General features: G+C 47.2%; 11 protein-coding genes. 5 read left to right on the top strand and 6 right to left on the bottom strand.

Features of this window, described 5'->3' with window-relative positions; all coding sequences use genetic code 11:
- The first annotated feature begins 6 nt into the window (after positions 1 to 6).
- The 5 genes from QVO99_RS05285 (at position 7) to fmt (ending at position 6,428) form a co-directional block, all read left to right on the top strand.
- Positions 7 to 2,517, top strand: a complete 2,511-nt coding sequence (locus QVO99_RS05285; protein ID WP_022316560.1) for a GumC family protein — start codon at positions 7 to 9, stop codon at positions 2,515 to 2,517.
- Entirely contained in the window at positions 2,517 to 2,951 is a 435-nt protein-coding gene (locus QVO99_RS05280) for a BT0820 family HAD-type phosphatase (RefSeq protein WP_022316559.1), read from the top strand. Before QVO99_RS05285 ends, QVO99_RS05280 begins: the two co-directional genes overlap by 1 nt.
- A 75-nt stretch (positions 2,952 to 3,026) precedes the next feature.
- Positions 3,027 to 3,425, top strand: a complete 399-nt coding sequence (locus QVO99_RS05275; protein WP_316931792.1) for a GtrA family protein — start codon at positions 3,027 to 3,029, stop codon at positions 3,423 to 3,425.
- Between the two features lie 170 nt (positions 3,426 to 3,595).
- Positions 3,596 to 5,446: a glutamine--fructose-6-phosphate transaminase (isomerizing) gene (gene glmS, locus QVO99_RS05270; RefSeq protein ID WP_022316557.1), complete on the top strand. Its 1,851-nt coding sequence runs from the start codon at positions 3,596 to 3,598 to the stop codon at positions 5,444 to 5,446.
- Between the two features lie 4 nt (positions 5,447 to 5,450).
- Positions 5,451 to 6,428 carry a methionyl-tRNA formyltransferase gene (gene fmt, locus QVO99_RS05265; RefSeq protein WP_022316556.1) on the top strand — a complete coding sequence of 326 codons (978 nt, stop codon included), beginning with the start codon at positions 5,451 to 5,453 and terminating at the stop codon, positions 6,426 to 6,428.
- A gap of 242 nt (positions 6,429 to 6,670) precedes the next feature.
- On the opposite strand, the gene QVO99_RS05260 is transcribed toward fmt, so the two are convergent.
- The 6 genes from QVO99_RS05260 to QVO99_RS05235 form a co-directional block, all read right to left on the bottom strand.
- Positions 6,671 to 8,464 carry a chloride channel protein gene (locus tag QVO99_RS05260; protein ID WP_022316555.1) on the bottom strand — a complete coding sequence of 598 codons (1,794 nt, stop codon included), beginning with the start codon at positions 8,462 to 8,464 and terminating at the stop codon, positions 6,671 to 6,673.
- A gap of 27 nt (positions 8,465 to 8,491) precedes the next feature.
- Positions 8,492 to 9,058, bottom strand: a complete 567-nt coding sequence (locus QVO99_RS05255) for an L-threonylcarbamoyladenylate synthase (protein WP_022316554.1) — start codon at positions 9,056 to 9,058, stop codon at positions 8,492 to 8,494.
- Positions 9,059 to 9,228: 170 nt separating this feature from the next.
- Entirely contained in the window at positions 9,229 to 10,383 is a 1,155-nt protein-coding gene (locus QVO99_RS05250; protein ID WP_022316553.1) for a DUF6057 family protein, read from the bottom strand.
- A 1-nt stretch (position 10,384) separates the two neighbouring features.
- Complete coding sequence (locus QVO99_RS05245; RefSeq protein ID WP_022316552.1) at positions 10,385 to 12,451, bottom strand: alpha amylase C-terminal domain-containing protein; 2,067 nt, start codon at positions 12,449 to 12,451, stop codon at positions 10,385 to 10,387.
- Between the two features lie 67 nt (positions 12,452 to 12,518).
- On the bottom strand, positions 12,519 to 12,962 hold the full coding sequence (locus QVO99_RS05240; protein WP_022316551.1) for a YhcH/YjgK/YiaL family protein: 444 nt from the start codon (positions 12,960 to 12,962) through the stop codon (positions 12,519 to 12,521).
- Positions 12,963 to 13,172: 210 nt separating this feature from the next.
- The gene (locus QVO99_RS05235) at positions 13,173 to 14,279 is read right to left on the bottom strand and encodes a phosphatidylinositol-4-phosphate 5-kinase (RefSeq protein WP_022316550.1); all 1,107 of its coding nucleotides are present in this window, start codon (positions 14,277 to 14,279) and stop codon (positions 13,173 to 13,175) included.
- Between the last annotated feature and the right edge of the window lie 209 nt (positions 14,280 to 14,488).

Here is a 14,488-nt window from a genome sequence, read left to right as displayed (position 1 = left end):
TATCATATGGTGGTTGAACAACAAAAAAATCTTTATTCTATCGATGAAGACAACGAAAAATCTTCTTTCGATTTTCAGAAAATATTCACTTTGTTCCTTCTGAATTGGAAATGGTTTGTACTATCACTTATCATCTGTATAGGTGCGTCATATCTGTATCTTAGATATTCTACGCCTGTATATTCCACTGTTGCCAAGTTGCTTGTCAAAGATGATGGTGATAATGGAAGACGTGGAAGACTTAGTGAGATGGCGAACCTTGGTATTATCTCCAATAACTATGGCTTGGAGAATGAGATGGAAATTCTTCAGACGAGGACCCTTGCAGCCGAGGCTGTGAGAGATCTTAAGCTCTATGTATCATATTGGAACAAGGGCCGTTTCAAGAACAACATCCTTTATAAAGACCAGGCAGTAAACGTTGATATGGATCCTGCTCATGTAGAGAAGTTGAACCAGCCTGTAAACATGACTATCAAGAGAGATGGAGACAGTTATGTTGTTAATGGAACATATTTCGTTTCGCTTGGTGAGAACATGTATTCAGGACCATATGAGATAAACACGACAGTAAAGATGCTGCCTGCTACAATTCGTACCAAGGCAGGCACGATTTATCTTACAAGAAACGCCACACGTGTGATGAATGACGGTGATGAAGAAATCGTTTCAATCTGTTCTCCTATGGCTATGGCTGGCAAATACAGTGCTTCGCTTGCCGTTTCCCAGACCAGTGCTTCTTCTTCAACGTTGAATCTCCAGCTCAATGACCAGAATATCCAGCGCGGTATTGATTATCTGAGCCAGTTGGCTATCTGTTATAACAGACAGGCTAACGAAGACAAGAATGAGATAGCAAGGCGTACTGAGGCATTCGTCAATGAACGACTTGAGAAGATCAATGCCGAATTGAGTACTACTGAGGGGGCTCTCGAGGACTATAAGAGAAGCAACAGACTCGTTGACATCAAGACAGGTGCCAGCAATAGCGTTACTAACCTCTCTTCTTATGAGCAGAAACTTAAAGATGCCGGAACCCAAATCTCTCTCTTGAACAGTTTGATACAGTTCGTGGAGCGTCCTGGCAATAAGTATCAGGTAATTCCTTCAAACGTCGGTCTGCAGGATGCTGCCTCCACTTCATTGATCAATGATTATAATAAGGTGGCATTGGAGAGAAACCGACTCCTGCGCACTGCATCCGAAAGCTCTCCTGTAGTAGAGGAGCTGACCTCTCAGCTTAATGACATCAGCGTGAGCATCAAGATGGCGCTCGGACAGGCGAAACGTAATCTTGAAATCCAGCGCGATGCTGTGGCTTCACAATATGGTCAGTATAACAGTGAAGTGGCAAGAACTCCAGAGCAAGAAAGGATACTGACACAGATAGGACGTCAGCAGGAGGTTAAGTCCGGCCTGTATCTGATGTTGCTGCAGAAGAGAGAGGAAAACTCCATTTCACTGGCAGCTACGGCAGATAAGGGTAAACTTATCGAGTTGCCTCAGTTTGCCGGTGTAATCAGTCCAAAGAGCATTATGATTATGCTTATTGGCTTTGTTCTCGGTCTGTGTATCCCTGCCGGAATTCTGTATGTTATCCAGTTCTTCCGTTATCGTATTGAAGGTCATGATGATGTTGAATCGCTTACCGATCTTCCTATTATCGCTGACGTTGCCGTAGCCAACGACGCTGTGAAGACACGTGCGGATATCGTTGTGCATGAAAACCAGAACAACCAGATGGAAGAGATTTTCCGTTCTATGCGAACAAACCTTCAGTTTATGCTTAAGGAGGGACAGAAGGTAATCATGTTCACCTCTTCAACATCAGGTGAGGGCAAGACCTTCAATGCTGCAAACCTGGCAATAAGTTTCGCCTTGCTTGAAAAGAAAGTAATTCTCGTAGGTCTTGACATCCGTAAGCCAAGATTGGCTGAGCTGTTCGAGATAGACAACCATCATAACGGTATAACCAAGTTGCTGATGAAAGACAACCCTACTTGGACTGATGTGGAAAAGGAAATACTCCCCTCTGAGATTAATCCTAATCTTGACTTGCTTATGGCTGGTCCTATTCCTCCAAACCCAGGAGAAATCGTGACACGTCCTTCCCTCTACACCGTTATCGATCAGCTTAAGGAGCATTACGATTACATACTTATCGATACTGCTCCAGTAGGTCTGGTCACAGACACTCTCCAGGTTGGAAAGGTTTCAGACGCTACTGTCTTCATTTGTCGTGCCGACTATACTCCTAAGTCTGCATTCGGCCTCATCAACCAGTTGAATGCCGAGAAGAAACTTCCAAACATGTCTATTGTACTTAATGGCATCGACATGTCGAAGAAGAAATACGGCTACTATTACGGTGTAGGCAAATACGGTAAATACCGCTATTATGGTTCTTATGGCAAATATGGAAGCTATGGCAAATACAGCTCTTCTAGATATGGAACCTACGGCACCTATGGCAACAAGTATGGCAATGAAAACGATAACTCTCTGAAGTTGAAATAATGACGATAGCAGTTGATTTTGACGGAACGATTGTAGAACATCGTTATCCTGAGATCGGTGAAGAAATACCTTTTGCCACCGACACCCTCAAACAGCTCATTGCTGACAGGCATAAATTGATCTTATGGTCAGTAAGAGAAGGCAAACTTCTGGATGAAGCCGTGGAGTGGTGCAGGGAAAGGGGCGTGGAATTCTGGGCAGTAAACAAGGATTATCCCGAAGAGAACGGCGCTCAGAACAACAACCATTTCAGCAGGAAAATCAAGGCTGATATATTCATTGATGACAGAAACATCGGCGGTCTACCGGAATGGGGGCTGATATATCAGATGATATGTAGCGGCAAGAGTTACCGCAGAGTGTTGAAGGAGAGTATGTTGACTGATTTGAATCAGGAACCTCCAAAGAAAAAGCATTGGTGGTCAAGAAAATGATTTTAATATCCTGATCAATTTCTTAAGAAGTCGGTCTTCCTTTTGGGAGGCCGGCTTTTTGATACATTTCTTGTGATGAATATTTTAATGGCAAATATCAGATCGTTCACCCAATCAGAGGTTTTCCGCTTTATAATAACAGGCGGGTTGGCTACAGCGTTGCATTATGGTATATATTTTGTACTGCTTTTGCTGTCGGTCAATATGTCATTGGCTTTTGCCGTCGGCTATTTTTTGAGTTTCGTGTTCAATTATTTGATGTCGGCGTATTTCACGTTCAAGAAGAAGACCACGAAGCGTAATGGCATGGGCTTTATAATTGCTCATTGTATAAATTTCATGCTGCAAGTAAGCCTGCTCAATTTTTTTGTCTGGTTAGGAATTCATAAAGCTCTGGCGCCGATTCCTGCGTATGCAATATCAATACCAGTCAATTTCATCATCGTAAGGTTCGTGTTCAATAAGGTGAAATGACGTCCTTGCTTTCATTGGGTATTATGTATTGAATAGGAATCCAGTCTTGGTTCTCAATTACATAAAAGATAGAAAATCTTCTATTGTTTTATTTTTATTTGTTACCTTTGCGTACAAATATCATTCGATACGGATTAGTTTTTTAACAACAATTTTTAATTAGATAAATTATGTGTGGTATAGTAGGATATATAGGATATAGAGATGCTTATCCGATTTTGATAAAAGGTTTGCATCGTCTGGAATATCGTGGTTATGACTCGGCAGGCGTTGCTCTTCTTGCCGGCGATCATAAGATGAACATTTATAAGTATAAGGGTAAGGTCAGCAATCTGGAAGAGTCTGCTGCCTCTAAAGACATATCCGGCCATATCGGCATTGCCCATACTCGTTGGGCTACACATGGAGAGCCTTCTACATTGAATGCTCATCCCCACGTCTCACAAAATGGCAGACTGGCCCTTGTTCATAACGGCATTATCGAGAACTACTCCAATCTGAAGACTTTTCTTGAGGGCAAGGGTTTTACCTTCAAGAGTTCTACAGATACCGAAGTGCTTGTTCAGTTGATTCAGTTCATACAGGATGAGTACGGCAAGGATCTGGAAGGTGCCGTAGTTTCGGCTTTGCGTCGAGTAACGGGAGCATATGCCATTGCTGTGGTTGACAAGGAGAACCCAGACAAAATCGTAGTGGCAAGAAAGTCAAGTCCGCTTGTAGTCGGAATTGGTGAAGACCACAAGGAATTTTTCCTTGCTTCAGACGCTCTGCCTATCGTGGAATACACCAAGCAGATGGTATATTTGAATGATGGAGAGGTGGCTCTGCTGAAGGTAGGACAGAAAATGGAGATCCATACACTTGACAATGAGGATGTAGACCCTAAGATCAAGGAAGTGGACGTAAATCTCGATACTCTTGAGAAGGGAGGTTATGAACATTTCATGCTCAAAGAGATTTATGACCAGCCACGCTGTATCTCCGATTGTATCAGAGGAAGATTGCTGGCAGATGAGAAGAAGATTGTGCTCAGTGCGATAAACCAGCATCGCGACAGGCTTTTGCGTGCCAGCCGTTTCATTATCGTAGCCTGTGGCACTTCATGGCATGCTGGTCTGATTGGCAAGCAGATGATAGAGCAATGGGCGAAGATTCCCGTTGATGTGGAGTATGCCTCAGAGTTCAGATACCGCAAGCCTGTCATTCAGCCAGGAGATGTCGTCATAGCCATTTCCCAGAGTGGAGAGACTGCAGATACCCTTGCCGCCTTTGAATTGGCAAAAGAAAGAGGTGCCCTGTGTTTCGGTATCGTGAATGTAGTAGGTTCAAGTATAGCCCGTGCCTCCGATACAGGTATTTATACTCATGTCGGTCCGGAGATTGGTGTTGCTTCAACCAAGGCGTTTACCGGTCAGGTGATGGTTCTTACCCTCTTTGCCCTGGCTCTGGGTCATGAACTGGGCAGCATTTCCCAGATGGAGTTTGAGAAATACGTTACAGAGTTGTCTCTCATACCAGAGAAGATGAAGAAGGTGTTGGAGCAGGATGCTTTGACAAAAGACATTTCGCGCACTCTGACCTATGCCCGCAATGCTCTTTATATGGGTCGTGGCTTCAACTATCCTGTAGCTCTTGAGGGAGCTCTGAAACTTAAGGAAATCAGTTATATCCATGCTGAGGGCTATCCGGCAGCAGAGATGAAGCATGGCCCGATTGCGTTGGTTGATGAGAATATGCCAGTGGTTTTCGTCGCCACCCACCATCAGCTATACAAGAAGATATTGAGCAACATCCAGGAGGTGAAAGCCCGTAATGGCAGAATCATCGCAATTGTCACAGAAGGCGATGAAGCGGTGAAAAACATTGCCGAGGCCACAATTGAGATTCCTGCCACTTTGCCTGTAGTGGCACCATTGCTCTCTGTCTTGCCGTTGCAGCTGATAGCCTATCATGTAGCCGTGTTCAAGGGCCTTAATGTGGACCAGCCAAGAAACCTCGCAAAATCAGTTACTGTTGAATAATCAAATGGAAAAGAAAGATTTACGTATAGTGTTCATGGGTACTCCGGAGTTTGCCGTCGGTACGTTGAGCAAACTCGTGGAGGGTGGCTATAACGTCGTTGCCGTGGTGACCCAGCCCGACAAACCCGTGGGCCGTCATCAAGACACGCTCCAGCCTTCGCTTGTAAAGCAATATGCGATGAGCAAGAACATCCCTGTTCTGCAGCCCGTCAGGATGAAAGACCCGGAGTTTGTTGAAGCCTTGCGTGCCTATGATGCCGACCTCCAGGTGGTAGTGGCGTTCCGCATGCTTCCGGAGGTGGTATGGTCTATGCCGCGTTTCGGCACATTCAATGTTCATGCCGCCTTGCTGCCGCAATATCGTGGCGCAGCACCTATAAACTGGGCAGTCATCAATGGTGAGGTACAGACAGGAGTCACCACTTTCTTCCTCGACCACGACATTGACACAGGCAGGATTATAATGCAAGACACCTTCGACATCCACGACGACTACAACGTGGAGAATGTTTATGACGGTCTGATGGAGTTGGGAGCAAATCTCGCTCTGAAGACTATCGACAAGATGTTGGAAGGCGACGGCCATGTTGAGTCTATGGCTCAAAGCGACATGGTGGCTTCATCGTCAGATTTGCATTCAGCCCCAAAGATTTTCAAGGATACGTGTAATATTTCTTGGAATCAGCCTGTAAAGAAGGTTTATGACTTCATTCGTGGTCTTTCACCAGTGCCAGGAGCATGGACTGCCGTGCTCGACGACAAGGGCAAGGAATCTGTGCTCAAGATATATAAGGCTGCCAAGACGGAAATCCCTTCCGACGGTGGGGTAGGACTGTTTACCGTAGACCAGGGTCGTCTGCTTGTCAATGCTTCGGATTATAAGCTGCAGCTTGAAGTCATCCAGCTTAGCGGCAAGAAGAGGATGGAGGCGCGCGATTTCCTTAATGGTAAGGATGTTTCGGGTTGGAAAGTGAAATTGTAGACCTGTCTGTTAGGTTAAGCTGTAGACTCAGATTGGTAATATATAGCAAGCCCTAATGACCGTTTTGGGATAAACGCATTTTTGTCTTAATGATAAAAGCAAGCTAAGAGAAGTTTTGTCTTCTCGTTAGCTTGCTTTTATCGTTGTTTGTCATCTGACAACCGCTTGTTTGTAGTATGCTTGTCGCTTGTTTTGCGTTAGCAATTCGGCGGTTTTATTGTCTTATAGGTGTGTTTCTGCGGTTATTCAGCCGACATGTCTGCCACCATTTTCCTGTAAGTGGAATATAGATGCGAGCGGCTTACGTAGCCTCTCAACGTGCCGTCGGTTTCAAGTACAGGCAGCATTCCGGCGTCTGTTTGGTCGAAATTCTTCATCACTGTCTCCATAGGGTCGTTCACGCTGAGCACACATGGCGGTTGGGATATTAGCTGCTTCACCTTGAAGTGGTGGTAAAGTTCCGTCCTGAATATTATGTGCCTGATCTTCGACATATCGATTTCTCCCATGAACTTCCCGCCCTCGTCTAGAACGGGCAGGATGGTGGTGTGGCTTCTGCTTATGGCGTGTACGAGAGCTCCGAGGTCCATGTCCTCAGGCACGTGGCTGATGTTCTTGTCAATCACGCTGTCTATGTTCATGAGCGTGAGGATTGCCTTGTCTGTGTGATGGGTGATGAGTTTTCCCTGCCTTGCCAGTCGCATGCCGTATATGCTGTGCGGTTCGAAGATGATGATTGTAAGATATGAGCAGATGCTGACAATCATCAGCGGAATGAACATCTGGTAGCCTCCTGTTATTTCGGCTATAAGGAATATTCCCGTGAGCGGAGCATGCATTACTCCCGCCATTACGGCAGCCATTCCCAGGAGCACGAAATTCTTTTCAGGCACGTAAATTCCGATTTCATACATGTTCCAGAGTCTTGCGAACAAGAATCCCACATAGGCTCCGATGAACAATGACGGTGCGAATGTTCCTCCGCATCCTCCTCCTCCGTTGGTAGCTGATGTGGCAAACACTTTGGTGAGTATTACAAGCAGTACATACACCACGAGCAGGTTGCTGTGTCCGTAGAAGAGAGAGTTGTTGAGGATTTGGTCCCAGTCCTGCGGAGTCCTTCCGTTGAGTAGAATGTTGATGCTGTGGTATCCTTCGCCATAGAGCACGGGGAACAAGGCAATGAGTGTGCTTAGCATAGCTCCTCCGAGAGCCAGCTTTATGTATGGATGGTTCTTGAGTTTTCCGAACACGCCCTCGCATGCTGTCATCGTGCGCATGAAATACAGGCTTATTATTCCGCCAGCCACTCCCATCAGTATATATGCGGGCACTCTTGAGAGAGTCCACGTTCCGTCAACATGGAAATCGAATAGCACTCCGTCCGACGAGAATATGTATGTGAAGCATGCTGCCGTCACGCTGGCTATGAGTATTGGCAGGAGTGAAGCCATCGTCAGGTCTATCATCAATACCTCGAGCGTGAATACCAGTCCGGCTATCGGCGCCTTGAAGATTCCTGCGATGGCAGCTGCCGCGCCACATCCCACGAGCAGCATCAGCGTGTGGTTGTCCATCTTGAACAGCCTTCCCAGGTTGCTTCCTATCGCTGAGCCAGTTAGCACGATAGGCGCCTCGGCTCCCACGCTTCCTCCGCATCCGATGGTGATGGCAGACGCTATCACGGAGCTCCAGCAGTTGTGGGCTTTAAGTCTGTTTTTCTTGCTGCTGATGGCGTATAGGATGCGTGTTATTCCGTGGCTGATGTTGTCTCTCACGATGTATCTTACGAATAGCGACGTGAGGAAGATTCCTATCACCGGATATATGAGATATAGCCAGTTGAATCCGTCGATGTCGAATCCCACCGTGAGCAGATGCTGTATCTGCTTGATGAGCGTGTGTAGTATGCTTGCTGCTACTGCAGCAAGGAAACCGACAGCCAGGCTCAGTATCAATGTGAACTGCTTGTTGTTAATGTGTCTTGTGCGCCATTCAATGACCTGGTTCAGCAGCGCTGATATTTTTTCGTGCATGATTTGTTCCTCAAGTCTTTCTCTTTTCTATCTGATGATTTTCACCTCGCCGTTCTCCGACAGCTTTATGATGCTTGATGGATTGTGGGGCTTGTGCTCCTGTCTTCTCGACCAGCACACATAGTCCACGCCATTCAGTATCTCTTCACTGATGTCCATGTAATTCTGTGCGGCGGGTTCTCCGCTGATGTTTGCGCTTGTGGATACTATCGGCTTCTGGAATCTGTAGCATAATTCTTTGGAGAACGGTTCTTTGGTAATTCTCATCGCTATGCTTCCGTCGTCGGCTATCAGGTTGTCTGCCAGGTTTACGGCATTGTCCAATATCACGGTTGTCGGTTTTTCAGCCAGCTCAAGCAGGTCCCATGCCACTTCCGGCACGTTTCTCACGTATCTTTGCAGCCTTGCGTCAGAGTCTACGAGGCAGATCATCGCCTTGTGGTCGTCGCGTCGCTTCAGCTTGTAGATCCTTTCCACGGCGTCTCTGTTTGTGGCGTCGCAGCCTATGCCCCATATCGTGTCGGTGGGGTATAATATAATCCCGCCGTTTCTCATCACTTCTACTGCTTTCTTTATGTCATCTTCCGTTTTCATTGTCTTTTCTCCGTTATATTTTACTTTCCTTCCTCCGTTATATATTTCAGTTCTTCCTTAGTTGTTTAAACATTCTTCTCTACACATTCATTACTGATGCAGATATGCAAAATTAAGCTAAATTTATTTATGCTTGAAATTTTTGTTCAAGAAAATGCAGTCTTTCCACTTCACTTTCCTGAGAAATAATAATACCAGTATGTGTTGCCGTATGATTTTCCAGCCATCGACATTGCCTCTTTCTTGTTCGTCACGCTTCTCAGAATGTTCTGCATGTCTGTGTAGTCGGTGTCCATGATGTCGTTGTGGTAAGAAACCATGGGGTTCGACCTGATGTGGTTGTATAATATCAGAGCCTCTCTGTAGTGTTTCGGCAGTTTTTCGAATTCCGTTTCCTTGTCGTCCACGAGTTCTTTCACGAAGAGGTCAATCTTCCTGTCCATAAGATAGGCGCAGAGCAGATAGTCCCTGAGCGGCTTTTTGGCGTATCTGTGTTTTTTCATCCATTTCAGATACTGTGTCACCCCCATCTTCTCTACTGCCGGCTTTGCCACGAAGCGGAATATTTCATATTTAGGCAGTAGCAGACTCTTCACCGTAGTGCCGTTTGGCAGCAGTGCTTCCGACCCTCCATACACTCTGTATTCAAACAGTCTTTCGCCCATCTTGCCCTCTCTTGCCAGGGCGTAGGCTCTTAGCATCGTGATTGTGGAGTCTTTGTCAGCCTTGCTTGTCTTCACGTTGAGCGCATCCTTGTATTTGCCTTCAGCCACCATCACTTCCATTTTCATCCTCTCGTGGAACACTCTGTCTGTGTTTGCCGTGGCGCCTATGAAAATATATAGGGCTGACATTGCCAGAATGTTTTCCCATATAGTCTGCACTATGGTTTTCTGCTTCGGGCTGTCGCTGTCTTTATGTCTTGCCGAAACATACGCCGCTACTCCCCAAGCCGTGAGCAGCAGGGGGGCGAGCCATGCCCATTTGCCAATAGAGTAGCCGTGGTCTATGCTCGGACTGATGTCGGTGAGCATCGCCAGCAGCATCGCCGGGGGAAAGTAGGTGAGTGCCGGCATCTTGATTGTCCTCTTCGTTGCCGCGTCCACTCCCTGCTGAAGCAGCAGCAGGATTGCCGTGATGATGACAGCTCCTATGGTGCGGTTGTATTTTGTCAGTCCGTCAGACAATACGTGCTGCTCCATTGTCAGGAGGTCTGCCTGATAAAAAAACAGGTAGGCGAATGTGAAAATGCAAAAGACAATGGCACATGCAATTTCTGCAATCCATGTGTCATTGCCTCTGTTTGTGAATATACTTTTGGTCATTTTAATTCTTCTTCAATACTACTGCAGATCTTGCCGGAATGTATAGCTTCAGCCATTCTTTATGCTGGTCCACATACAGTTGGTCGTAATTTGTGAGGTGGGTGATGCTGTCGTCGGCAAACCCGAATCCCCCATATTCCTTTGCATCTGTATTGAGCACCACGTCGTAGGAGCCTGTCGGCACGAGGAATCCGTATCCTGTGAACGATTTCACTGGGTTGAAGTTGAACACGAAGAGCAGGTCACCCCTCATGTATGCCAGTATCTGGTCGTCGTCGTTGTGCCAGACTTCCTGCAGTCTGGTGTTCTGGAAGTTCTTCACCATCTTCATCGTCTCGAGCATCCTCTTGTCGAAGTCGCCCAGATAGTGGTAGTCCAGTTCCTTGTTGTCTACGAGGTTCCATTGTCTGCGTGCGTATTTATAGCTCCATCCGTTGCCTTCGCGTGGGAAGTCAATCCATTCCGGGTGTCCGAACTCGTTGCCCATGAAGTTGAGATATCCTCCGTTTATGGTCGTTGCCGTGACGAGTCTTATCATCTTGTGCAGGGCTATTCCTCTTTCCACGGTTCCGTTCTCGTCGCCCTTCTTGAAGTGCCAGTACATGTCGGAGTCGATGAGTCTGAATATAATCGTCTTGTCGCCTACGAGAGCCTGGTCGTGGCTTTCGCAGTAGCTGATAGTCTTCTCGTCGGACCTTCTGTTCTTCACCTCCCAGAAGATGCTGCTCGGCTTCCAGTCTTCGTCTCTTTTCTCCTTTATCGTCTTTATCCAGTAGTCGGGGATGTTCATCGCCATTCTGTAGTCGAATCCTATTCCTCCGTCTTTTACCTTGGCAGCCAGTCCTGGCATTCCGCTCACCTCTTCGGCTATTGTTATAGCCTTGGGGTTGATTTCGTGTATGAGTTCGTTGGCGAGTGTGAGATAGCAGATGGCGTTGTCGTCTTCATGACCATTGTAGTAGTCGCCGTAGTTGCAGAACGCCTCTCCCAGTCCGTGGCTGTAGTACAGCATCGAGGTCACTCCGTCGAACCGGAATCCGTCGAATCGGAATTCCTGCATCCAGTATTTGCAGTTGCTGAGCAGAAAGTGCACCACGTCGTCTTTTCCGTAGTCGAAGCACAGGCTGTCCCATGCAGGGTGTTCCCTTCTGTCGCCTCCGTAGAAGTATTGGCAGGGGTCTCCAGCCAGGTTTCCCAGCCCTTCGGTTTCGTTTTTCACGGCGTGGCTGTGCACGATGTCCATTATCACAGCAATTCCCATCCCGTGTGCCGTGTCGATGAGCGACTTTAGTTCTTCGGGTGTTCCGAAACGGCTCGACGGTGCGAAGAAACTGCTCACGTGGTAGCCGAAGGAACCGTAATACGGGTGCTCCTGTATTGCCATTATCTGAATGCAGTTGTATCCGTCTTTCTGTATTCTGGGCAGCACGTTGTCTCTGAATTCCGTGTATGTGCCCACCTTTTCGGCATCCTGTGCCATTCCGATGTGGCATTCGTATATGAGTAGCGGCGATTTGCATGGGGCGAATTTGTTTTTCTTCCACACATAAGGTTCGGGGTTCCACACCTGTGCAGAGAATATCTTGGTTTCTTCGTCCTGCACCACTCTTTGTGCCCATGCCGGTATTCTCTCTCCGTCGCCTCCTTGCCAATACACGTGCATCTTGTAGAGGTCGCCGTGTTTCATCGCCTTTTCAGAGAGTTTGAGTTCCCAGTTTCCCGTTCCCTCTATTCTTCTGGCTCTGTATCTTTCGTCCTCCGTCCAGTTGTTGAAGTCGCCCACGAGATAGATGTCGGTTGCGTTCGGCGCCCACTCTCTGAACACCCATCCGCGCTTCATCTTGTGTAGTCCGTAGTAGTCGTGTCCGCTGGCGAATGCGGCAAGCGTCTTCTTTCCGTTGTTTGTCAGCTGGTTCTTTTTCCATTCCGCATGCTCGTGTCTGCCACGTATGGCGTCTTCGTATGGTTCGAGATACGGGTCTTTCTGCACGATGCCTATATGTCTGGGCTGGTCCTTTTTCGCCGTTGCCGTTTTCCGCGAATCGGCTTTCGTTGTTCTGCTTGCCATGATTTACTGATAGTTGTTTCGTTAGTTGATGTTTATCCTCCTCTCATTGTTCCGCTGTATGCAGGCGTCATGCCAGCACTTTGAATATAGCCTTCTTGAACTGAGGTTCTTCCGACACGCATGGTGCATGGCCGTCTTGCGGGAAGAATATTGCGAATTCCCCAGGCTTGCATGTGAAATATGTGTCGGCGAGGATAGCGTATTTCGTGATATCTTTCTCTTCGTTGTATTCCTCTTCTGGCAGGTTGCATAGTGGTGTGTATCCGAATGTCTCTTCTGCCGAGAGCGGAATCTGTATGTCGATCATCCTCTTGTGTGTCTCCAGCTTTGCCTCTTGTTTTGTCTTGCCCTTTGCGGTCTGTATGTTGACGAAGAGGTCTTTGTCCTTGATGAAGTGCTTTCCTTCCTCGAGAGTGTTGAGGTCGTTTGCTTTGATGAATTCCACCACGTCCTTGAAGAGCGGGTTGAGTGTCGCGTACTTCTCCAGGTTGTCGATTGTGTCAATTACCATGATGCTTTGTTTTTTTATTAGATTTGTCGTTTGTCCGTCGCTCCGTGTTTGGGGCTCCGTTGTTGTTCGTTTTCCGTTTGCGCTGCGTCATTCCGGGCTGACGGCCTCTTTGCCTTTCCAGTCATTGGGTTTCCTGTTCCTTTCGGCCATTGGTCACTCAGTCTTTCGGCAGTCGGTTTTCCGTGCCTTTTTGTTACAGCTCTTTGATTGTCAGGACTTTCTGCCCATCCTGTACATCTCCTGTGCGGTGATGTTTCCGTTTCGGTCTTTTATGATGAACTTTCCGTCTTTCAGGTCGTCCTTGTATTCTCCTTCGGTCCTTTTGCCGTCTTTGTCCACTTCTATTGAGTTTCCGTTGCGTTTTCCGTTTTTGTATACTCCTTTGAATTTCCTTCCGTCGGCAAAGTGGATTATCATCGTTCCGTTCTGCAGTCCGTCTTTGAATTCGCCTTCAAACACGTCGCCGTTTTTCTTTGTCAGCTTTCCGTGTCCGTTCTGCTTGTCTTGCTTCCATGAGCCCACATACACGTCTCCGTTTTTCCATGCGAAGGTGCCGTTTCCTTCCATGTTCCCTTCGTTGAAGTGTCCTGTGTATTTGTCTCCGTTGGCGAATCTGAATATCCCTTCTCCTGTGCGTTTGCCGTGCAGGTAGTCTCCTTCATACACGTCTCCGTTTCTGAATCTGTATATTCCCTTGCCGTTCTGCATGTCTTCGAGCCATTCTCCTTCATACACGTCTCCGTCGGAGTATTTGTTCACTCCCTTTCCCGAGCGCATGTTGTCGAGCCACATTCCCTTGTATGTGGTTCCGTCACCCCAGTCGAAGAACCCTTCGCCGCATTTCTTGTCGTCTTTCCATTGTCCGTCGTAGTATGCTCCGCTGGCGTAGGTGTATCGTCCTTTTCCGTTACGTTTGTCGTGATACCAGTTTCCGTCGTATTTGTCGCCGTTGTAGTAGTACATCACTCCATGCCCCTCCTGGTAGTCTCTGAACCAGAGTCCGTCGTATTTGTTGTTGTTCATGAAGTGGTATGTTCCCTTGCCGTGCTGCTGGTCCTGATACCATTGTCCTTCGTATTTCTCTCCGTCGGAGAATGTGTACACGCCGAATCCCTGGCGCCTTCCCTTCACGTATTCGCCTTCATAGGTGTCCCCGTTCTTATATATGGCGTTTCCTTTGCCGTTGGGTTTTCCCGCGAGCATCTCCCCTTTGTATTGCCCTCCGTCTTTGGTCACACATGAGCCGAGCGTTATCTTCTGTGCGAAGCCTGCCAGCGGCATGAGGGATATCAGTAGTATGTATAATTTTTTCTTCACTTTAGGTCGCTTTAAAATTTACTACAAAGGTAATGATAATTTTCGAGACAGCCAAATGTTTTCAGCTTTTTTCATAATAGCCGGTCCTGTCGATACTAGAGCTGCGTCTCCTTGCTTCAGACTGCCTTTGGGGTTTGGAGCGACAAGCCTTCCTCTTGTGGAAGGACGAATCTTGTTTGTCTTTTAACCCAAATCGCTTTCTATGTTAA

Source organism: Prevotella sp. CAG:592 (assembly GCF_000436015.1).
In the GTDB taxonomy this organism is placed as follows: Bacteria; Bacteroidota; Bacteroidia; order Bacteroidales; family Bacteroidaceae; genus Prevotella; species Prevotella pectinovora.
The sequence above is the reverse complement of the archived record's forward strand: the minus strand, read 5'-3'. Positions and strand labels throughout refer to the sequence as shown.

What these genes read in the sequence shown, in the direction of transcription:
- QVO99_RS05260 (WP_022316555.1), bottom strand. Translation starts at nt 8,464, where the DNA reads ATGCACGAAAAAATATCAGCGCTGCTGAACCAGGTCATTGAATGGCGC.
- QVO99_RS05285 (WP_022316560.1), top strand. Translation starts at nt 7, where the DNA reads ATGGTGGTTGAACAACAAAAAAATCTTTATTCTATCGATGAAGACAAC.
- glmS (WP_022316557.1), top strand. Translation starts at nt 3,596, where the DNA reads ATGTGTGGTATAGTAGGATATATAGGATATAGAGATGCTTATCCGATT.
- QVO99_RS05250 (WP_022316553.1), bottom strand. Translation starts at nt 10,383, where the DNA reads ATGACCAAAAGTATATTCACAAACAGAGGCAATGACACATGGATTGCA.
- QVO99_RS05280 (WP_022316559.1), top strand. Translation starts at nt 2,517, where the DNA reads ATGACGATAGCAGTTGATTTTGACGGAACGATTGTAGAACATCGTTAT.
- QVO99_RS05240 (WP_022316551.1), bottom strand. Translation starts at nt 12,962, where the DNA reads ATGGTAATTGACACAATCGACAACCTGGAGAAGTACGCGACACTCAAC.
- QVO99_RS05255 (WP_022316554.1), bottom strand. Translation starts at nt 9,058, where the DNA reads ATGAAAACGGAAGATGACATAAAGAAAGCAGTAGAAGTGATGAGAAAC.
- fmt (WP_022316556.1), top strand. Translation starts at nt 5,451, where the DNA reads ATGGAAAAGAAAGATTTACGTATAGTGTTCATGGGTACTCCGGAGTTT.
- QVO99_RS05275 (WP_316931792.1), top strand. Translation starts at nt 3,027, where the DNA reads ATGAATATTTTAATGGCAAATATCAGATCGTTCACCCAATCAGAGGTT.
- QVO99_RS05245 (WP_022316552.1), bottom strand. Translation starts at nt 12,451, where the DNA reads ATGGCAAGCAGAACAACGAAAGCCGATTCGCGGAAAACGGCAACGGCG.